This is a genomic window from Paraburkholderia sp. SIMBA_054, from assembly GCF_046534875.1.
Classification (GTDB): Bacteria; Pseudomonadota; Gammaproteobacteria; order Burkholderiales; family Burkholderiaceae; genus Paraburkholderia; species Paraburkholderia hospita.
This window is the reverse complement of record NZ_JAWRXV010000046.1, coordinates 1-20,914: the sequence shown is the minus strand read 5'-3', so window position 1 is coordinate 20,914 and position 20,914 is coordinate 1. Positions and strand designations below refer to the sequence as shown.

The window sequence follows — 20,914 nt, the reverse complement described above, 5'->3', positions numbered from 1 at the left end:
TTCTCGCGCACTGGCCCGTTTTTATGCGTTTAATCTGATCAATCGGCGATCGGCTTGCCCGAAGCATCCTTGACCTTCGCCTTCCATTGCGTGCGGATTTGCGACACGACGCCATCCGGCAGCGGGATGTAGTCGAGTTCCTGCGCGGTCTGGGTGCCGTTCTTGAACGCCCAGTCGAAGAACTTGAGCGTTTCCTTGCCGCGATCCGGCTTGTCCTGCGACGCATGCAGGAGCACGAACGTCGCGCCGACCACAGGCCATGCATCCTTGCCCGGCTCGTTGGTGAGGATCTGATAGAACGACTTCGACCAGTCCGCGCCTGCTGCCGCCGCCTTGAAGCTGTCCGTCTTCGGCTCGACGACGGTGCCCGCCGCGTTCTTCAGCGACGTGTATGTCATCTTGTTCTGCTTCGCGTACGCCCATTCGACGTAGCCGATCGCGCCCGGCAGCCGCTGCACGAACGCCGCGACGCCGTCGTTGCCCTTGCCGCCCGTGCCTGTCGGCCAGTTGACGGTCGTGCCTTCGCCAACCTTGCTCTTCCACTCCGGGTTCACCTGCGCCAGATAGTGCGTCCAGATGAAGCTCGTGCCCGAGCCGTCCGCGCGGCGCACGACGGCGATGTCGGTATCGGGCAGCTTCACGCCGGGATTGAGCGCGGCGATGGCCGGGTCGTTCCACTTCTTGATCTTGCCGAGAAAGATGTCGCCGAGCACCGGGCCGGAGAGCACCAGCGCGCCCGGCTTGAGGCCCGGCAGATTGACGACGGGCACCACACCGCCGACCACGGTCGGAAACTGGAACAGGCCGTCTTTCGCGAGCTCGTCGTCCTTGAGCGGCGCGTCGGAGCCGGCGAAGTCGACTGTCTTGGCGAGCACCTGTTTGATGCCGCCCGACGAGCCGATGCCCTGGTAGTTGATACGGCCGCCGCCCGTCTTCTGGTACGCGTCGGCCCATTTGGTGTAGATCGGGGCCGCGAAGGTGCTGCCTGCGCCCGTGACGTCGGTTGCGTGCGCGAAGGAACAGGACAGCGCGCCGATCAGGCTGGCGGCTGCAAACAGAGCGATTTTCATGGTTTGCCTCCGTGTCGACAGGAGTTGGCGCTTTAGCGCCTTACTCCTGTCCCATGCCGTGTCGGCCGGAGTTGGCGCTTTAGCGCCTACACCGGCCCCACGGCGAGTCGACAGGCGTTAGCGCTTTAGTGCTTACGCATGTCCCATGCACGACAGTGCGGTCGACGGGCGTTAGCGCTTTAGCGCCTTACGCCAGTCTCATGCACGAAAGTGCAGTCGAGCAGAGTCCGCGCCTTGGCGCCTGACTCGGACCCACGCAAGTGAGTTGCTGAAAGCTTTGTATGGGGTGCGTTTCGAAATTAGTCGCGCTTCATGACAATGCGGTGACGGATGCAGCAGTCTTCAGAAAGCAGATTGCCCAGACAAATCCGCGCACGCTCGACGCCCGAGCTCGCCGCCCCTCCCGGCCGTCAACCGATTTCCCCCGCGAGACGTCCGAGTTGACGAAGCGCCGCGTCCATCCGTTCATCGAACGGCCCTGGACAACTGAGTCGGATGAACGATCGGAAGCGCTCCGAGTTCGAAAAGATCGAACCGGGCGCGATCCGGATACCGTGCGGCAACGCGGCTTCAAAAAGCGCATCCGACGACTTGCCGTCCGGCAATTCGACCCACAGCAGCAGCCCACCAGGTGGCAAGCTCAGCCGCGTGCCAACGGGAAAATATCGGCCAATCGCATCGGCGCTCGCCTCGCGCTGCACGCGCAGCTTCTCGCGCAACCGGCGCAGATGCCGGTCATACGCGCCCGAGCCGATGAACTCCGCCGCGACGAACTGCGCCAGCGACTCATTGTTCCGCGTTTGCGCGAATTTCAACAGCCGCACGCGCGCATGCCAGCGCCCCGACGACATCCAGCCGAGCCGCATGCCCGGCGCGAGCACCTTGTTCAACGACGCACAGTAGATCACGCCGCCGTCGCGGTCCCAGGCCTTCAGCGGCCGCGCGGGTTCCGTCGATTCGATTAGCTCGCGATAAGGCTCGTCCTCGATCAGCGCGATGCCACGGCGCGCGCACAACTGCACGAGTTCGGCCTTGCGCGCGTCCGGCATCACGCAACCGAGCGGATTCTGCAGGCTCGGCACGACGACGAGCGCCTTGATGTCCGGGCACGCGGTCAACGCGATGTCGAGCGCTTCGAGCGACAGACCCGTTGTCGGGCTGGTCGGTATTTCGAGCGCGCGCAGCCCGAGACTTTCGAGTATCTGCAACAGCCCAAAAAACGCCGGCGATTCGACGGCAATCGTATCGCCCGGTTGCGCGACCGCGCGCAACGCCAGGTTCACGGCTTCGACGCCGCCGCTGGTCACGAGCACATCGTCGGGCGAGGCCGTGACGCCCGTCGACAACGCACGCTTCGCGACGGCCTGTCTCAGCTCCGCCGCGCCGCCGTCTTCGCCGACTTCCGTCAGCAGCGTCGGCCGATGGCGCAGGATGCGCGAGGCGAGCGCCTGCAACCGCTCAGTCGGATAAAGCACGGCATCGCCCGTCGCGCCGCCGAGATTGAGCGCATCCGGAAACGCCTGGGCCCGCTCGATCACGCGCGAGATGCGTTCGTGCAAGCCGACGTAGCGCGCCGGCTCGGCAAGCGCTGGAATGTCCGGCTCAGCGACGGTCGCCAGTTTCGAGGCAGGTGCACGCCGCACGAAGTAACCCGCTCGCGGCCGCGCCTGCAGCCAGCCGCCGTCTTCGAGGCGACGAAACACCTGAATCGCCGTCGACAGGCTCACGTGGTGCTGGCTCATCAACGCGCGCACCGACGGCATCCGGTCGCCGGGCGCGAGCGTGCCCGACGCGATCACCCGGCGATAGTGCTCGGCGAGGCGTTCGTACAACGGCGCGCACGTGTCGGGTGGCGCGAGAAGGGGTTCGTCGTTCAGCAAGATCATCCTTCGGATCGTGCCTGCTACTTGGATAGATCGCCAGATACAGACCGTGGCAATTAAGACGGAAACAGAGTAACAAAAGAGGTCCCTGTATCGGTACAGATTCTAAACGTGTGAGTCTGTTGCGGTCCGATGACTCTCTTTACGCTTTCGACATGTGGTCCGTCGATTCTGATATCGCCGGGTCGATTTGTTGACTGCTTTCGGACTGAGTTCTCGATGAAACCCTTCGAATATCGATACGCCCCCGGCCGGGTTCACGCCGCCTGGTTCAAACGCGGAAGCGCGATCGTCGCGCTGGAAGGCACGCTGCAGGTGAGCTACCGCGATGCATCACTGGATTGGCTGCTTGGCGACGCACCCAAAGTGTCGGTCGTCCTTTGCGAAAGCGAGCGCCATGTGCTGCCGTATGAAGCGTTCGTCGAAGTCCTCGCAACCGGGCAGCGTGCCTCGATCGCGCAGATCGACGCGGGTCCGCGCGGGCGGTCGATGGTCGCGACGATCGGGCGCTGGCTCGTTTCGATTGGCCGCTTGAACGGTGGGCTGTTTCGGCGAAGCTGAAGCTGTGGCGTTGGGGATGCGCGCGTTGGTGTCGTAGCTCAAGCCGTGAATGGCAGTTCGGCTTGTATTGGCAGCGGCGGCGCCTGCTCGCTCGCCAGCGAGAGCCCGCTCACACGCACCCCAAGCAGCCGCAGCTTGCGTGTCAGCGCGACGCGTTTCAGGCACTCGGTCGCGGCGCGCCGGATCGCTGCCGCGTCCGACGTCGCGGCGGGAATGGTCAGATCGCGCGTGACAGTGGAGAAGTCGTCGAAGCGCAGCTTGATGCCAATCGTGTGTCCGACGTAGCCCTTGCGCTGCAGGTCTTCCGCGACACGCACGCACAGGCGCGTGAACGACTCCGACAGCGCGGGCCGGTCATGGCGCGGATGCAGGTCGCGTTCGAACGTCGTTTCGCGGCTCATCGACTTCGGCTCGGACTCGACGACGACAGGACGCTCATCGCTGCCCTGCGCGACGTGCGTGAGCCACGTTGCGTACTTGAGGCCGAAGTTGGCCTGCAGCAGATCCGGCGCCGCATGCGCCAGATCGCCGACCGTATTGATACCGAGCGCGGCCAGCCGATCGCTCGCCTTCGGTCCGATGCCGTTGATCTTTCGCGCAGCGAGCGGCCAGATGCGCGTGGGAATGTCTTGGGGCGTCAGAATGGTAAGGCCGTCCGGCTTGTCCAGTTCGGAGCCGATCTTCGCGAGCAGTTTGTTCGGCGCGACGCAAATCGAACACGTCAGGCCCGTTGCGCTATGCACGGCGTGCTTGATGCGCGAGCCGATGTCGGCGGCATCACCCGGCACGTCCGTGAGGTCGATATAGATTTCGTCGATGCCGCGATCTTCGATACGCGTCGTGAACTTCGCCACTTCCGACTTGAAGAGACGCGAGTAATGACGGTAGGAATCGAAGTCGGTCGGCAGCAGGATCGCGTCCGGCGCGAGTTGCGCGGCCTTCATCATGCCCATTGCCGAGAACACGCCGAAGGCGCGCGCCTCGTAGGTCGAAGTCGTGACGACCCCGCGGCCCGCGTAGTCCTTCAGCTTCGCGAAACGGCGCGTGCCGTCAGACAAGGTCTCCGGTATCGCGTTGCGACCGCCGCCGATCACGACCGGCTTGCCACGCAACTCCGGATAGCGCAGCAACTCGACGGATGCGTAGAACGCGTCCATGTCGAGATGCGCGATACGGCGGACGATGACACTCATGTTGCGTGATGCGGTTTGCGAGGGAGGACTGCGGTTGGGGCACGCGACGCCAAATTATTCTGCCGGTGCCGCCCGCTTAAGCCACAGCGGATAAGGACACGCAGTTTAGCAAGTTGCCCGCGCGGCGTTGATTGACTCACCCGCCACCTTCCCGCATCGGTCAAACGCGAAACACGTTGCCATCCGGACCGATCTTGCGCGGAATGCTCCGGTTGCCGGGCCGCTTTGTCGCCACCACCGACGACGCGCCGTGATCCGCCTGTACGTTGCCCGGTTCGGTAACCTTCCTCGCGAGCCGTGGCGCCGTCGGCTTTTGCGCACGCGGACGCAGCGGCTTTTGCACGGCCGGGGCGGCAGAATGACCACGAGCTTCCGGCGGATTCCAGATTTCGACGTACTTTTCCGCGTGCGCCGCAGAAGTCAAAGCCAGCGCAATCAGCCCGACGCACAGACGACCTGCCTTCATCGCTCACTCTCCTTGCCTGGAACTTCCTGACGGGCTTCGCTTGCAGGATCGTTCGCGAAAGCGTCTGTCACTGCCGGGCGCGCCGTGCCGACTGACCGGCCATTCTCGCATGCATAGAACGTAGGCTCCCCCGCCTTGCCGCGACGGATCGCCTCGTCGATTTCCCACTCGCCGAACGCCGACTTCAGGTCCGCGACAAACGCCGCGATCTCCGGCATCGGATGACCGGCGGGTTGATGCACACGCATTTCCATGACGCACGCTCCTCTTGAATCGCACGCCGATACTGTATATTCATACAGTCTTTTGTGCAATTGGTATGAAGGGGGTGTTGCGTGAATCGCTGAGACACGGAATTACCGGGGACTGGGCAGGCCGAGTGAATGGCCGCGAGTTCCGGGCACAACGCGGCCCGGTTGCTCTTCGTCATCGTTGTCGATCCTATGTGTCCGAGCGAGCCGGCATGCGCGTCAAATGCGTCCGATGATACAAGGCGTCAGGTGCGCTTTCTCAGATCACGGAATGAAATGCTGCAGCCCGCCGCCCGGATAAACGTGACCGTCCTTGACGCTGTCGAACGTGGGATTGAACCGTACGTATCCCTTCGCGCGTGTCCAAACGGCGGACAAAGAAACGCCGGGCCGCCGCAAGGTCGCGACGCCCGGCGTCAAGTCGCGATGAATCGCGGCAAATCGCTTGCCGCGTTCAATGACGACGTGGTCAGAACGAGTGACGAATGCCCACCATGCCAACGAACTGCGACGGTCCCGACGACGGCGTCGTATTCTGCGAATCCCCGACCACAGCCACTGCGTCCGCGATCGTCACGCCCGAACCCGACGCGATCAGCGACTTGCCGCGCGCCAGTTGATACGCCTCCAGCGCGTAGAAAGTGGTGCGCTTCGACAGGCTGTAGGTCTGCTCCAGCGAAATCTGGTGATACTGCGCCGGATCGTCGATACCGTTCGCCTTGCTGGCGCGCGTGTAGCTATAGCCGATCCCCGCGATCACCGACGGCGTGAACCGGTAAGTCGCGATCGCGCCGTACGTGTTGAACACCGCCTCGCTCGCGAACAGCGAGCGCGAACCCGGCGCGTACTGCACGTTCGAGTAGTTCACGCCGACCATCAGGTCGCTGATGTTGTAGCGGGCGGCCGCAGCGATCATCTGCGTGCTGCTCGCGCTCGCGTAGCCGTTGTTGACGGGCGAATTGATCGCGAAGCTGCCGAGCGACTGGCTCGTCGTGATGTCCTTCAGCTTCACATAGCCCGCCGCGGCCGAGAACGACTGGTAGTCGTAACGCAGCGCCGCGCTCAGATTGCTGCCGTTCGTCACGCTGCCCGGCACGCCGCCAAGCCCGTACTGCGCGGCGAATGTGAGACCCGCGATATTCGGCGATGCATAAGTGATCGAGTTGTTGAAACGCAGCGTCGTGTCGAGCGCGTCGAGATCGCCCGGGTGCGCGCCCGTAGCCCCCGTCAGCACGCCCGTCGGGCCGAGCGCGCCGACCATGCTGAAGTAAGGCGTGTACTGGCGGCCGAGCGTCACCGTGCCGTACTTGTCGTTGCTCAGGCCGACGTACGCCTGCCGGTTGAAGAGGTTGCCCGCGCTGCTTTGCGCGCCCGTCAGTGAATTGAAACCGCTTTCCAGCCGAAAGATCGCTTTCGTGCCGCCGCCCAGTTCCTCTGCGCCTAGCAGGCCGAACTTGCTCGCCTGCAGGTTGCCCTGGCTCATATAGAAGTTCGAATGGCCGCGCTGATTGCTGACGTAGCTGAATGCGTTATCGACGACGCCGTACAACGTGACGCTGCTTTGCGCGAAAACGCTTGTCGACAGTACCGCGCCCGCGAGCGGCAGGCATGAGAGGGCCATTGCACGCTTGCGCGTGCATTTCAAAGTCTTCATTGCTTGTAGTCTCCTTGCGACGGAGCAGGCGCTTCAACGCCCTGCTCTCGTCCCATGCAACATGGTGGTGGATTGGAAATGCGAACTGTTGCTCGTGTCGTGTGTTGAATTTATGGATGCGCGAGGCGCAGCGTCAGTCGACGCCAGCCGTTCACGACTTCATCGCTGGTCACTTCGCCGTTCGTGCAAATGGCGGCGCGGGTCTCGGATGAAGGCACGCTGAGTTGCACGTCGTGTTGCTCGAACGGCATCTGCCCTTCGCGGTCGATAGCGATACGCAGCGTGGTTGCGTCGCTTGCGATTGCGACATTCCAGCGCCCTTGCACGCCATCGCGCCACGCTTCCGTTTCGCCGTCGTCTTCGACGCAACCGCCTTGCGCCGTGCCGGCTCCTTTGAATGGCAGCGCAATGAACGCGCGCTCGTCAGCGGGTTGCGCGAAGTGCTGCTCTGCGACGTTCAACGGAACGACACTGCCTTCGCGCAGCAGCATCACGGGTTGCTCGAACGGCGCGGGCAGCGTCACGCTCTGGCCGCCCTCGAACACCTCGCCGCTCCAGTACGACGCCCAGCGCGCGCCATCAGGCAGATACACTTCGCGCTCGCTCTGCCCTTGCTCCACCACAGGCGCAACGAGCAGCGACGAACCGAGCATCATGTCGTCGCCATCTGCGAGGCAGCGCGGATCGTTCGGAAACTCCGCGAACAGCGGCCGCAGTACAGGCTCGTACGAACGATGCGATTGCCACAGCAGTTCGTACAGGTACGGAATCAGCCGATACCGCAGCTTGATGAGGCCAGCGATCTGCGCAGTCGCTTCGGGATACATCCAGGGTTCGTTGACGGTGCCGTCGTCGTTCCACGAATGGATGCTAAAACGCGGCAGGAAAATACCGAACGCGACCCAGCGCAGCAGCAGTTCCGGCTCGGGCGCCGGACCGGAAAATCCGCCAATGTCATGACCGCTGTTCGACACGCCCGACATCGCCAGGCCGAGGCCCATTTTCAGGTTGTAGCGCAGCGTTTCCCACGACGTGTAGTTGTCGCCGGACCACGTTTGCACATAGCGATGCATGCCGACGCCGCCCGAGCGCGACACGAGAAATGGCCGCGTGCGGGGCGCGTGCTCGCGCTGCGCGTCGCGTGATGCGCGCATCATCAACTGCGTCTGCAGCACCTTTGCCTGATGTGCCGGGAACGGCTCGCCGAAGCCTTGCGCGATGGCGTCGGGCGTCCAGATTTCGAACTCGTTGTTGTCGTTCCACGTCGATGCAATGCCGTAGCGCAGCAGACTGTCCTTCACGCGCGCTTTCCACCAGTCGATGGTGGCGGGATTGGTGAAGTCGAGATACGCGCCCACTTCGTCCCAGAACTGCACCCATGCGGGCTCGCCGTCGCGGGATTCGATCAGTAGACCCGCCTTCGCGGCTTCGTCGAATGCCGGGTGATCCTGCAACAGACACGGCTTGATGTTCGCACACAGCTTCACGCCCTCGCGCAGATAGCCGTGCACGAAACCTTCGATGTCCGGAAATTTCTCGTGATTCCAGTTGAACACGTAACGCTTCGCGCCAATCGACGTGTAGCCCGACGACAGGTGGAACGAATCGCACAGCACGTCATGCTCGCGGCAGCGCTCGATGAACTCGCCCATCTTGTGTTGCGCGTCGGGCGCGTCGGTGTAGCTCATCGTCGAGCCGGAATAGCCGAGGCCCCACTTCGGCATCAACGCGGGCCTACCCGTGAGCCACGTGAAGCGCCGCACCGCGTGCAACGGCGTATCCGCCGACGCGATGAAGTAGTAGTCCAGATCGCCATGCTCGGCAACGAAATGACGGTAGTGGCCGTGATAGTTGTCCAGCTCGCGGCCCATGTCGAAGCGGCAGTCGGCGAGCGTGTCGTAGAACAGGCCGAAGCCCATCGATGTTTGCGGCTGCCACGTCACATAGAACGGGATGTGCTTGTAGAGCGGGTCCGTGCTACGCGCGCTATAGCCCATCGCGTCGATGTTGCGCATCTCGTAGCTCTGGTTTGCGCGATCCAGCGTGCCCGCGCGCTCGCCGAGGCCCACATACATTTCGCCGCGCTGCCGCTCGACGTAGTGATAGACGCGGTCGTCCCACCAGCCGAAGTTGTACGCCTGTGTCTTGCGGTCGTGCATCACGTCGTGCCACGCGCCGTCGCGCGCGATGGCCCACGAACAAAAGCCGCCGTCCAGCGCGACCGTCAGACGGACCTGCGCGGTTTCGACGACGAGCCGTTCTGCGTCGCTCGTCGCACTGAACACCGTTTCGCCGAAGCCGCTCGTGTCGCGCCGGTCGCGGCCATCGAGCGGTACGTCTTCCAGACCCGGTGCAATCGACCAGGTGCGCGGTCCGCGAAGCTCGCCCGTCGGCAACACGAGCACGCGGATAATGTCGTCCGACAGAACGAACAGTTCGATCCGCGCGCCACTGGCGTCGGACAACACGATCGGATTGCCGGGTTGTCCGGCAGTCGGTTCGGAAAGCGGTTCGGAGACGGAAAACCGCGGTCGATTCTTCAACGTAGCCATGATGTATTTCCAGGTCAATCAGTTCAGGCCGCGCTGCCCGCGCCGTTTTCGACGCGTTGCAGACGGGCGTCGCGCGACACGCCGCGCATCAGGATCACCAGCAGCGTCGCGCCGATCAGGTCGAACGCGCCGAGCGCGCCAAACAGCGGTGTGTAGCCGATCTTGTCGGCCAGCGCGCCCACCATCAGCGAAAATCCAAGCCCGCCGATCCACGCCGCCATGCCCGCAAAGCCCGCCGCGGTGCCGACTTCGCCGGGCTCGAACACGTCGGCGGCCAGTGTGTTGACGAGCGCGGAAATCATCTGGTGCGCGAAGCCGCCGACGCAGAAGAGCGCAATGGCTTCGTACGGCGAAGCAACCAGCCCGATGCACGCCGGACCGATCATCATGAATGCGCCCAGCACGACGCCCGCGATGCGCGACCAGATGAGCGGCACGCGCAGCCGCTTCATCAGGAACGGCGACAGATAACCGCCGAACAGACCGCCGAGATCCGCCGCGAGGAACGGCAGCCACGCGAACATCGCGATCTGCTTCAGGTCCATGTGGCGCTCAGTGGCGAGATAGAGCGGAATCCAGAAGCTGAAGGTCTGCCAGGCCGGCTCGGCGAAAAAGCGCGCCTGCGCGATCGCCCAGAAACGGCGCGTGCCGAGCACTTCGCGGATGCGGCGCTTGTCTTGGCCCTGCGCGGCGGGCGGCGTCTGCCCTTCGACGATGGCCGTGCGTTCTTTCTCGCTGATCCGCTTGTGGTCGGCCGGCGCGCGATAGAACACGTACCAGAGCGCCGCCCACACGAAACCCAGCGCGCCCGTCACGGCAAACGCACTCTGCCAGCCGTAGCGCAATGACAGAAACACGACGAGCGGCGGCGCGAACAGCGAGCCGAGCGACGTGCCCGCGTTGAAATAGCCGACAGCCACCGACTTCTCGCGATTCGGAAACCACTCGGCGACCACCTTCATGCCGGCAGGAATCGCGACGGCTTCCGACAAACCCATCAGGCCGCGCATTGCAGCGAGCGACAGCCAGCCGCTGGCGAGACCGTGCAGCATGCCCGTTGCCGACCACAGGCAGGCGAACAGCGCGAAGCCCAGACGCAGCCCGATCAGATCGATGATCAGCCCGCAGACCGGCTGCATGATCGTGTAGCCGATCTGGAACGCGCCGACGACGTACGAGTACTGCTGCGTGTTCATGTGCAGCAACGTCTTTAGCTCCGGCGCCATGACGCCGAGCGCGTTGCGCGACAGATAGTTGACGATGGTCCCGAGGCACACGAGCGCGATGATCCACCAGCGCAGGCCAATGATTGTTCTCAAGTCTGTCTCCATTTCCTTGTGCAGACCGGGCCCGAGGTTGCCCGGCGGTATCGCGGGTGGATGCGCGAATTCGAACATCCACCAGCATTTATCGTCGGTCATCGTATCACTGAAACGTCTGTAGGATACCAGGGAAAACCACGTAGTACGCGAGGCAGACAGGGCGAAAGGCCTGTCAGACGGCCGCTCTGCGCAATTTGCGGGCGGCTGTGTTGCGAAAGGACAAAAACGTGGATGGAACACGCATGATGTTCATTCGAACATCGGATTGTTCTCTTACGCGCCAAAAGGAAGATTGGAATACTGAGGAAGCTGCCCGCAGACAGGCCGAAAGGAGTCCAATCGTCCGTAGCGTCTCGTGAAATGGGAAACAGGTCGAAGAAATAGCTGTGTGGCGAGAAAATTCTTTGAGATACGTCGTCGTACAAGTTAAGACGCGCACATATCGGCAAAAATTTCGCCAATACTTTCTTTTACCTTTCTTATTTCTTTCGATTTAGACTAGCGCCACCACCTAGAACACTACGGAGCGCTATATGGGGAATTTAGGAGGTTTCATGCAAGGTGCGGTCGCATTGGGCGGCTGCATCGGACTGTTCACGACGGTCGTCTGTCTCGTCGAACTGTTCAGCGGCTAATCGCCAGATCAAGCGCTGGAGACCACATAGCGCCAAAGAGCCGTCGCAAACCGACGGCTCTTTTTTTTCACTCATGCTCGACGGCTTGGGTTTCTTCCATCGTCGACGCCCTCACCCGCTCGGCGAAACTTTGCAGCGCCGCCAGCGATCCATGCACACTGTGATATTCCTGTCGACCGATCCGTGCTTCAAGCACGACGGTCATGCCTGCTTGTCGCGCTACGTCCAGGATGTCCATTTCAATCTCCGTTATTCGTCCGAACTCTTGAATCGCCTGGCGCCCTCAAAAACCCGCGCGCCTTGATATCTATTCTATGAATCCATCGTCAAGCATCAATCGCATGCGCGGGGAATCTATGTTTGCGTGGCGACAACAATCCACGCATCGCGCTGGCACGAAAATCAGTGCACGCTGAACTGGCCGGATTCACCGCGCGCCCGCGAGCCTGTAGGATCCCGGTTGCCAGCCACGCGCGGCGCACGCAGCAGGACAACGCGTATGAGAGGACGTCATGATCGTGTACAAGTTCGGCGACGGTTCCGGCGCGATGCCGCCCGATCTCAGTCCATTCGTCGTCAAGCTCGAAACGTGGCTGAGACTCTCGGGCATTCCGTACGAAGGACGCATCGGGAATCTGAACGCGATGCCGAAAAAGAAGCTGCCCGTCGCGGAGATCGACGGCGTGACGATCTGCGATTCGTCCGCGATCATTGCCTACCTGCAACGCCGTTATCCGAATGCGCTCAACGACGCGCGGCTCGATCCGCAGCAACGCGCGCAATCGGCCGCGATCAAAGCGCTCTTCGAAACGCATCTGTATTTCGTGACCGTGTATTTCCGTTGGGCCGTCGAGCGCAACATGGGAATCTATAAACCGATTCTGACCGAATACGCGCGGCTCACCGCGCCGCCACCCGTCCGGTCGCTGGTGGGCGCGCTCGCGCCGCTGCTGATGCCCGTGATTCGGCGCAAGGTGCTGCGCCAGGCGTGGGAGCAAGGCACAGGACGGCACAGCTACGACGAAGTCGCGCAGATAGGCATCGAAGGCTGGCAGGCCGTCGCCGATCTGCTCGGCGACCAGCGCTTCCTGCTCGGCGACGAACCGACGACGATCGACGCAACCGGCTTCGCGTGGGTCCACACGACGGTCGCGCATCCGTTCGAAAGTCCGGTGCGCGATTTCGTCTCGCGGCATCCCGCCTTGATGGCGTATCACGAGCGGATCGCCGAACGCTGCTGGCCAGACCTCACGCGAGCGGCGCGACGCTGAATCCCCCGCATGCACTGTCATGAATCGTCAGTGCCGCTGGCCTGCCTCGCGAACCGCGAACTGTCTCTTCCGCACAATGCCCGCGCCGGTGACAATCTCCGCTCGCCTCATTCTTCCGCGCCCATCCCATGACAAGCCTTCCGATCCTTTCCGCGAACGTCCTGTTCGCCTACTCCGCGTATTTCGTCGGCACGGCGAGTCCCGGGCCGAGCAATCTGGCCATCATGTCGATCGCGTCCACGGACGGGCGCAAGGCCGCGCTCGCGTTCGCAGCGGGCGTCGTGTGCGGCTCGTGCTTCTGGGCGATGCTGGCGGCACTCGGGCTGTCGGCGGCGCTGCTGGCGTTCTCGGGGGCGATGGTCGGGCTGAAGATTTTCGGCGGATGCTATCTGCTGTGGCTCGCGTTCAAGTCGGGCCGCTCGGCATTGAAGCCGCGTGCCGCCCGGACGCAAGCGGCGGGGACGCATCTGCCGTTGCGCCGCATCTACGCGCGCGGCTTGCTGCTGCATCTGACGAACCCGAAGGCGATTCTCGTGTGGATTTCGGTGGTGGCGCTCGCGTCGCCTGCAAACGGCGGCGCGCCGCACATGCTGACCATCGTCGCCGGATGCCTCGCGATCGGCATGCTGGTGTTCGGCAGCTATGCGGCGCTGTTCTCGACGCCGCTCGCGCGCCGCGTGTACCTGTCGATTCGCCGCTGGCTCGACGGCGGCCTCGCAATCGTCTTCGGCCTGGCGGGTTTGAAGCTGTTGACGTCGCGCGCGTGATCGTTCAAACCGCGTGCGCGTCCATTATTTTTGCCAGTAGCACACGACGCCCTGCTTCGCGCTAGCGTCCGACGCATACGGCACGAAACCTTTGGCACGGCTGCGCGCGAACACACGGCGCGCTTTCGCGGCCGCATCGCAACCGCCGACATAATCGAGCGTCGCGATCCAGAACGCGTGTCCATTCGGCCTGAGCGCCAACGCTTTCCACGCGCCCAGTTCCGCTTCCGCCGCAGCGTCGTACTTCGGCGCATACACCTCTTCATGCGCGACGCCATCGAGCAGCGATGCGAACGCGATGCCGCCCGTCATGCCTTCGCGCGTCGTGCGGCCGGTGGCGTTCTGCATCACGAAGACGAGTGCCGGGTATTTCTCGCGCAGCTTGCGCACGAGATCGAGGCCGCCTTGCGCACACGCGGCGTCGCAAGGGCCGTTGCGCGTCGCCGTACCGTGTTCGACGATTTCGAGGTTGTCGAGGTAGAAGCCGTCCGCTCCCTGCGCGACCAGACGCGGCGCGACGTAATCGACGATAAGCCGCTGGTAATCGGCATTCGACAGATTCATCCACGTCTCCTGCCGGTAGCCGCGATACGTGCCCGCGTGCGCCGCCTTGTTCGCCTCGCATGACACGAAGCCTTCCGGCACGTCGCGCCAGTACGAGCGATACGTCTCGCACGATCCGATGTTCAGGTAGCTCAGCACGATGTTGCCGCCGTCGTTCTTGAGCGCGGCGACCTCGGCGGGCGTGAAGTTGTCCGCGTCGGGATCGAGATCGACGTCGATGACACGAAAAGTCGACGCCGCGCGTGTCATGCTGCCTAGCGCCGCTGCATCGCCGTAGTACGACATCCACGGCGACGCGTCGAACGCGCGGGTCTGCACGAGGTCGGTGGGTTGATCCGCAGATGGCGGGGCAGCGACGCTTGCGCCAGCCAGCGACAACGCCAACGTCAACGCCGCAACCAGCCCGGCACAAAACCGCTGTGCGCCATCAAACGCGTACTTCAACTCTCCGTCCACGCATCGCTCGCAAGGGAAGAAACGAGCGCCAGTGTAACCGCCTCGCGTGAACGAACTGCAAGCAGCATCGATCAGTTGCCCGCCTGCAGCCGCTGCGCCTCGCGCGCGAACTCGCCCGGCACGACGGGCCGGCCGAACAGGTAGCCCTGCTGCCGCTCACAGCCGATCGAGCGCAGAAACGCCGCCTGCTCGCTCGTTTCGACGCCCTCCGCCGTCACGTTCATCCCGAGCGAATGCGCCATTGCAACGACGGCATGCGTGATCGCCACGGCATCGCGATGCTCGGGCAAGCCCGCGACGAACGAACGGTCGACCTTCAGGCTATGCAACGGAAAACGCTTCAGATACGACAGCGACGAATAGCCGGTGCCGAAATCGTCGACGGAAATGCGCACGCCCATGCGCGCGAGCGTCGTCAGGAGCGGCATGACGGTGTCGCTGTCGCTCATCAGCACGCCTTCCGTGATCTCCAGTTCGAGCGCCGACGCCTCCAGCCCCGCGCGCTCCAGACTCAGCGCCACATGCTCGATCAGCTCGCCGTTGATCTGACGCGGCGACAGGTTCACGGCCATCATCAGATGCGGCGTGATCGTTCTGCGCCATTCGACGGCCTGCAGGCACGCGTTCTCCAGCACCCAGCGGCCGATGTCGATGATGAGGCCGGTGTCTTCGGCGACGGGAATGAATTCGGCGGGCGACACATGGCCCAGCTCGCCGTTATGCCAGCGCAACAGCGCCTCGGCGCCGACGATGCGCCCCGTCGCGCCCTCGACGATCGGTTGATACGCGAGGCTCAGTTCGTCGGCGACGAGCGCGCGCCGCAGCGACTGTTCGATCGCGAAGCGCCGTTGCAAACGCTCGCTCAACTCGGCTGTGAAGAACTGGAAGTTGTTGCGGCCGCGCTGCTTCGCGTTGTACATCGCGGAGTCGGCGTTGCGCATCAGCGTCTGCGCGTCGCGTCCGTCGTCGGGAAACAGGCTGATGCCGATCGACGCACCAAGGTAATACTCGTTGCCGCCGACCGCGAACGGCATCGCGATCGTGTCGAGCACGCGCTGCGCGAGCGAAGTCAGGAACGATTCGTCGCCGTAGTCGCCCGTCGCGATCACGAACTCGTCGCCGCCGACGCGCGCGAGGGTGTCCTCGCTGCGCACGCAGGTAGCGAGCCGCGCGGCGACACTGCATAACAGCGCATCGCCCGCTTCGTGGCCGGCGATGTCGTTGACTTTCTTGAAGCCGTCGAGATCCACGAACAGCACGGCCAGTCTCGTCACGGCGGGTTGAGACGCATCGGCTTCATGCCCTTCGACGCCCGCATGCGGCGCGAGCAGCGCGCTCATCCGGTCGGCGAGAAACGCGCGGTTGTAGAGCCCCGTCAGCGAATCGCGCGTCGCGAGGTGCTGCAGTTGCGCACGCGCCGAGCGCACCGCGCTGATGTCGTTGAACGATACGAGCACGGCGTTCGGTTCGGTTTCGCCCGGCCTGACGATGGGTACGACGTTCTCGGTGATCCAGATCGATTCGCCGCCTGTCAGCTCGAGCCGCAGCGTCATGCCGACCACGGGCTTGCCCGTGCGCAGCACGCGCTGCGTCGGCTGCTCGCCTGGCTCGACGGGCGAGCCGTCTTCCCAGTACGCGGCGCGAATCACCTTGTAGATGTCCTGGCCGATCACTTCGCCCGTCGCGCGCAGCATGCGCCGCGCGCTCGGATTGCAGGCGAGCACGATGCCTTCGCGCGTCTGCACGACGATGCCTTCGTTCAGGTGATCGACGACGAGTCGGTGATGCTCCTCGCTTTCCGCGAGGCGCTTGCGCATCAGCTCCTGATGGACGGCAAGGCCGACGCTGTGGCCGATCTCGTGCAGCAAGGCGTGTTCATCGTCGTCCGGACGCCGTCGCCTGTCGTAGTAGACGCCGAACGCGCCCAGCACCTGACCCGCGTCGTCCTCGAACGGCACCGACCAGCAGGCGCGCAGCCCGAGCGGCAGCGCGAGATGCCGGTAGTCGGCCCATAGCGGATCGCTTTCGATGTCCTCGACGATCACCAGCCGCCGGTCGTGCATTGCCGTGCCGCAGGAACCGGCGCACGGGCCGATCGACATGCCGTCGATGGCCGCGCTGTAATGCGCCGGCAGCGACGGCGACGCGCCGACGCGCACGGTGACGCCATCGGTATCGAGCACAAGGATCGAGCACCGCGAGCCCTCGCCTAGCAGCGTTTCGGCGCGGCGGCACACTTCCGCCAGCAGCTCGGGCAACGGCGTGCTGCGCGTGAGCAGGCGCAATACGCTCTGTTCCGATGCCAGCACCTCGGCGGCCAGATCGGACCGGTGGCGAGTGCTTTCGGATGGTTTGTCAGTCGCGATGTCTGCAGTCACTGGACGACTCATGGTTGCACTCCCTTCATGCAACAACGGCAGACGGACGCGCGCCGCGTATCAGGGTTTATACGGAGCGCGTGGCCGTGGACGTGCAACGCTGCTACTTTACATGCGGATCGAATGGCCTCGCCTCGATCCCACCGCGCTTCGCGACGATCGCCGTCGATTCCGGTATTTCTTGCCACCAGCCTTCCAGGTCGACGAGCGGCTCCGACAGCACGAGGAACGCGTCTGCGCCGACGGCGGCCAGACGTGGATCATCAGGATACAACTCCATCAGATGTCGGATCGACGTGCTGTGGTAGAGCGAGCGCGACTGCCGCTCGCTCGAATAGCGCGCCGACACGATCTGCTCGCCGTCCGTCGCGCAGACGGTCATGTTCAGCGGCGCCTCGATGCCGTGCCGCCGCCCCGTCTCCTCGACGAAACCCGCCATGCGCTCCAGTGCGAGCACGGGGTCGATTTCGAGCCCGAACGTGAGCGCGAGAAAGAACATGACTTCGGAATCCGTCGAGCCTTCGATCGATGCGAACAGGTCCGGGTCGATGCCGAGCATCAGGTCGCGCCGCACTTTAGGATAGTCGCGCACGAGACCGTTGTGCATGAAGAGCCAGCGGCCGTGGCGAAACGGATGGCAGTTGGTTTCCTGCGATGGCGTGTCCGTCGCCGCGCGGATATGCGCGACGAACAGCGACGCGCGCACGGCCCGCGCGGCGTCGCGCAGATTGCGGTCGCTCCACGCGGGATGCGCGCAGCGGTAGCGGAACGGGATGTCAGTTGGATGGCCGTACCAGCCGACGCCGAAGCCGTCGCCGTTGGTGGTGGTCTGCCCGAGCCGCGAATGCAGGCTCTGGTCGATCAGCGAATGCTTGGCCCGGAACAGCACGGCTTCGAGCTGAATCGGGTTTCCTGTGTAAGCCAGCCAGCGGCACATGATCGCTCTCCTCGATGAAAAACGCCTACGCCCGCGCCGGTTTCAAACGGTTCACATCCGGGTCACGTCCGCTTCGTATCCGGTGCTCATTCGTTCAGCCGCCCGCCCGGCCACTGGCGATCGGCGTAAGAAACTCGGCCAGCCCCGTCAAGATGATCTGCACGCCAATGCAGAGCAGCAAAAATGCGGACACGCGCAGCGCCACCTTGGTGCCTTCCTTGCCCAGATAGCGGCCGAGGGTCGCGGCGTGGTTGTACGTGAACCAGACTGCGAGCATGACAAGAATCGAAATCGTCACGGACGCGATCGACGACATCACGAACTCCGACAGCTTGTGGCTGCGGTTCGCGTTCAGCGCGATGGCCGTCGCCATCGTGCCGGGGCCCGTCGTGAGCGGCACCGTCAGCGGAAAGAATGCCTTCGACATCGCGTTGTCGGGATCAACGGGTTTCACGGCCGCCTCGTTCGGCTGACGTTCCGGCGCATTGAGCATATTCCACGCGCTGACGGCCACGGCAAGACCGCCGCCGATGCGCAGCGCTTCCATTGAAATGCCGAAGAAATGCAGGATCGGCGTGCCGACAAAGAATACGACCAGTAGCACGAAGAACGCATTGAGGGAAACCCGCTTGGCGAGCGCGGCGCGTTCCGCGTCCGTCAGCGAATCCGTTCGGTCGAGAAACACGAAGGCGATCGCGATCGGATTGATGATGCTGATCAACCCGGTGAAGCCAAACAGAATCTCCGAAATCAGGCTCGAAATCATCGATGAATTTGCTCTTTGATGGTTTTGATTTTTGCGCCGCGCAACGGAGCATGAGGGCCGACCAGTGTATATGCAACGAATTCCACACGCCACGCGGGAGGCACCGTCTTCATGCAATGCAGCACGCCTGCGATGCATGCCGATGCCCACAGGCACTGCGTTTGCGCACGTTCCTTTCAATATACCTGCATATTTTTGGCGACCTTTACCGGAATGTGGCAAGAGGCATACAGTCGGTGCGCGGTATCCCAGTCGTTACTTCAGGAATTGACGTTCATCGAGACCGGCTCATTCTCATTCGAGGAGTTGTCCCATGTCATTTCGTCTGCTCGCCGTGCTGCCGTTCATCGGCATTCTGCTCGGCGTTCCGTTCGTCAACCGCGTCGAGCCGCTCGTGCTCGGCATGCCGTTCGTGCTTGCATGGATCGTCATGTGGGTGGTGCTCAGTTCGGTCATTATGGCCATCATCTACCGGCTCGATCCTGTGAACCGGCAGGCTTCGTCTGGCGAGGAGGTGCGTTCATGAGCAGCGCCCTCGCAATCATCGTCGCCGTCACGCTGTTCGCGCTCTATCTTGGCGTGCGTGCCCGTCATGGGCATGACATGAGCCTCGAGCAATGGACGGTGGGCGGCCGCAGCTTCGGCACCGCGTTCGTGTTCCTGTTGATGGCGGGCGAGATCTACACGACGTTCACCTTCCTTGGCGGCAGTGGTTTTGCATATGGCAAGGGCGCACCCGTCTATTACATCCTCGCGTATGGCACGCTGGCGTATGTGCTGTCGTACTGGATGCTGCCGCCTGTCTGGCGATTTGCGAAGACGCATCGCGTCGTGTCGCAGCCGCATTTCTTTACGCGAAAGTACGATAGCGCGTCGCTTGGGGTGCTGGTTGCCGTCGTTGACGTTGCCGCGCTGATTCCGTATCTCGTGCTGCAACTCAAGGGGCTGGGCATTATTGTGTCGACGGCTTCCTATGGCGTGATTTCGTCGTCGGCGGCGATCTGGATCGGCGCGGGCGTGGTGACGGTCTATGTCATTGTGTCGGGCGTGCGCGGCTCGGCGTGGAACTCGGTCGTCAAGGACATGCTGATACTTGGCATCGTGCTGTTTCTCGGGATCTATCTGCCGATGCATTACTACGGTGGCCTCGGGCAGATGTTTCATGCGATCGATGTGGCGCGGCCTGGTTTTCTCACGTTCCCTGAGAAAGGTTCGAGCGTTACGTGGTTTCAGTCGACTGTGCTGCTCACGGCGCTTGGGTTTTTCATGTGGCCGCATACGTTCGGGTCTGTTTTTACCGCGAAGGATGAACGCATCTTTCGGCGCAATGCGATTGTGCTGCCGCTTTATCAGTTGATCTTGCTGTTTGTGTTTTTTGTCGGGTTTGCTGCGGCGTTGAAGGTGCCGGGACTTAAGGGCGGCGATATCGATCTTTCGCTGTTCAAGCTGTCGTTGCAGACTTTTGATCCGTGGTTCGTTGGGGTGATTGGTGCAGCAGGCGTGCTGACGGCGCTGGTGCCCGGTTCGATGATCCTCACTACGGCTTCAACGCTGCTTGCCAATGATATTTATCGTGGGCTCGTGCAGCGGAATGCTTCTGATGAGACTGTTGCGAAGCTTGCGCGGGTTTGCGTGCCGGTGGTCGCGGTTGTTGCTGTTCTGTTTACGCTGCATGGCGGCGAGACCATTGTTGCGCTGCTTTTGATGGGGTATAGCTTTGTTACGCAACTGTTTCCTGCCGTTATTTGCAGTCTCGCGCCGCGGAATCGGGCGACGAAACAAGGGGCGTTTTGTGGGATTCTGGTCGGGGTCGCTGTCGTTGCTGTGACGACTATCTTCAAGTTGAGTGTCGGGCAGTTGATGCCGTTTTTGCCAGATGCCTTGAAGGACGTCAATATTGGGTTTGTTGCGCTGGCGGTGAACCTTGTCGTGTTTGTTGTTGTTAGTGCGGTTACGCAGCCGCAAGCTGAAACAGATCAGTCTCGCGTGCAGACGCGTTAGGTTTTTGTGTGTTGCTGGCGGCGCATTTTGTTGTGGTTTGCCTGGTGCGGCGCTGGCATCCGGGTTTTGTCTTCGTGGCTCGGCCGGTTTGGTTTTTTGGGGTTTTCGCCGGCATCCGCGTATTGCCTTCGTGCTTCAAGCGTCGCCCCTGTGCGGGGCGGCACCTACTTTTCTTTGCCGCCGCAAA

Annotated in this window: 18 protein-coding genes; 5 read left to right on the top strand and 13 right to left on the bottom strand. The window is 62.9% G+C overall.

The window, feature by feature from the left end; genetic code table 11:
- Positions 1-38: 38 nt before the first annotated feature.
- The gene (gene pstS / locus SB822_RS38865) at positions 39-1,070 is read right to left on the bottom strand and encodes a phosphate ABC transporter substrate-binding protein PstS (RefSeq protein ID WP_410857116.1); all 1,032 of its coding nucleotides are present in this window, start codon (positions 1,068-1,070) and stop codon (positions 39-41) included.
- A gap of 410 nt (positions 1,071-1,480) precedes the next feature.
- Positions 1,481-2,956, bottom strand: a complete 1,476-nt coding sequence (locus SB822_RS38860) for a PLP-dependent aminotransferase family protein (RefSeq protein WP_410857115.1) — start codon at positions 2,954-2,956, stop codon at positions 1,481-1,483.
- 216 nt (positions 2,957-3,172) lie between these two features.
- On the opposite strand from SB822_RS38860, the gene SB822_RS38855 reads away from it, so the two are divergent.
- Complete coding sequence (locus SB822_RS38855) at positions 3,173-3,514, top strand: hypothetical protein (protein ID WP_410857114.1); 342 nt, start codon at positions 3,173-3,175, stop codon at positions 3,512-3,514.
- A 38-nt stretch (positions 3,515-3,552) separates the two neighbouring features.
- On the opposite strand, the gene dinB is transcribed toward SB822_RS38855, so the two are convergent.
- The 7 genes from dinB to SB822_RS38820 all read right to left on the bottom strand — a co-directional run bounded on the left by dinB (position 3,553) and on the right by SB822_RS38820 (position 11,825).
- Positions 3,553-4,707, bottom strand: coding sequence for a DNA polymerase IV (gene dinB, locus SB822_RS38850; protein ID WP_114222725.1), 1,155 nt, complete (start codon positions 4,705-4,707; stop codon positions 3,553-3,555).
- A 160-nt stretch (positions 4,708-4,867) separates the two neighbouring features.
- Entirely contained in the window at positions 4,868-5,173 is a 306-nt protein-coding gene (locus SB822_RS38845) for a hypothetical protein (RefSeq protein WP_086916953.1), read from the bottom strand.
- Complete coding sequence (locus SB822_RS38840; RefSeq protein ID WP_410857113.1) at positions 5,170-5,427, bottom strand: hypothetical protein; 258 nt, start codon at positions 5,425-5,427, stop codon at positions 5,170-5,172. Before SB822_RS38840 ends, SB822_RS38845 begins: the two co-directional genes overlap by 4 nt.
- Positions 5,428-5,893: 466 nt before the next feature.
- Positions 5,894-7,078: a porin gene (locus tag SB822_RS38835; RefSeq protein ID WP_410857112.1), complete on the bottom strand. Its 1,185-nt coding sequence runs from the start codon at positions 7,076-7,078 to the stop codon at positions 5,894-5,896.
- 110 nt (positions 7,079-7,188) lie between these two features.
- Positions 7,189-9,630: a TIM-barrel domain-containing protein gene (locus SB822_RS38830; protein WP_410857111.1), complete on the bottom strand. Its 2,442-nt coding sequence runs from the start codon at positions 9,628-9,630 to the stop codon at positions 7,189-7,191.
- A gap of 23 nt (positions 9,631-9,653) precedes the next feature.
- Positions 9,654-10,949, bottom strand: coding sequence for an MFS transporter (locus SB822_RS38825; RefSeq protein WP_410857110.1), 1,296 nt, complete (start codon positions 10,947-10,949; stop codon positions 9,654-9,656).
- 705 nt (positions 10,950-11,654) lie between these two features.
- Positions 11,655-11,825, bottom strand: coding sequence for a hypothetical protein (locus SB822_RS38820; protein ID WP_007589740.1), 171 nt, complete (start codon positions 11,823-11,825; stop codon positions 11,655-11,657).
- Positions 11,826-12,099: 274 nt separating this feature from the next.
- On the opposite strand from SB822_RS38820, the gene SB822_RS38815 reads away from it, so the two are divergent.
- Positions 12,100-12,858 (top strand): glutathione S-transferase family protein, encoded by a 759-nt coding sequence (locus SB822_RS38815; RefSeq protein WP_086916956.1) that lies wholly within the window; start codon positions 12,100-12,102, stop codon positions 12,856-12,858.
- Positions 12,859-12,986: 128 nt separating this feature from the next.
- The gene (locus SB822_RS38810; RefSeq protein WP_410857109.1) at positions 12,987-13,625 is read left to right on the top strand and encodes a LysE family translocator; all 639 of its coding nucleotides are present in this window, start codon (positions 12,987-12,989) and stop codon (positions 13,623-13,625) included.
- A gap of 24 nt (positions 13,626-13,649) precedes the next feature.
- Here the strand turns inward: SB822_RS38810 and SB822_RS38805 are convergent, their stop codons facing one another.
- From SB822_RS38805 to SB822_RS38790, 4 genes are all read right to left on the bottom strand, one after another.
- Positions 13,650-14,645, bottom strand: a complete 996-nt coding sequence (locus SB822_RS38805; RefSeq protein ID WP_410857108.1) for an endo alpha-1,4 polygalactosaminidase — start codon at positions 14,643-14,645, stop codon at positions 13,650-13,652.
- A 71-nt stretch (positions 14,646-14,716) separates the two neighbouring features.
- Positions 14,717-17,035: a putative bifunctional diguanylate cyclase/phosphodiesterase gene (locus tag SB822_RS38800; RefSeq protein ID WP_086916958.1), complete on the bottom strand. Its 2,319-nt coding sequence runs from the start codon at positions 17,033-17,035 to the stop codon at positions 14,717-14,719.
- A 91-nt stretch (positions 17,036-17,126) separates the two neighbouring features.
- A complete protein-coding gene (locus tag SB822_RS38795) occupies positions 17,127-17,960 on the bottom strand; it encodes a class II glutamine amidotransferase (protein ID WP_007589735.1) in 834 nt (277 codons plus the stop codon).
- A gap of 94 nt (positions 17,961-18,054) precedes the next feature.
- The gene (locus tag SB822_RS38790; RefSeq protein ID WP_007589734.1) at positions 18,055-18,726 is read right to left on the bottom strand and encodes a MarC family protein; all 672 of its coding nucleotides are present in this window, start codon (positions 18,724-18,726) and stop codon (positions 18,055-18,057) included.
- A 313-nt stretch (positions 18,727-19,039) separates the two neighbouring features.
- Here SB822_RS38790 and SB822_RS38785 point away from each other — a divergent pair, with 313 nt between their 5' ends.
- Both SB822_RS38785 and SB822_RS38780 read left to right on the top strand, forming a co-directional pair.
- The gene (locus SB822_RS38785; RefSeq protein WP_007589733.1) at positions 19,040-19,252 is read left to right on the top strand and encodes a DUF3311 domain-containing protein; all 213 of its coding nucleotides are present in this window, start codon (positions 19,040-19,042) and stop codon (positions 19,250-19,252) included.
- Positions 19,249-20,727, top strand: a complete 1,479-nt coding sequence (locus SB822_RS38780) for a sodium:solute symporter family protein (RefSeq protein ID WP_410857107.1) — start codon at positions 19,249-19,251, stop codon at positions 20,725-20,727. The genes SB822_RS38785 and SB822_RS38780 overlap by 4 nt, the downstream gene beginning before the upstream one ends.
- Positions 20,728-20,914: the final 187 nt, after the last annotated feature.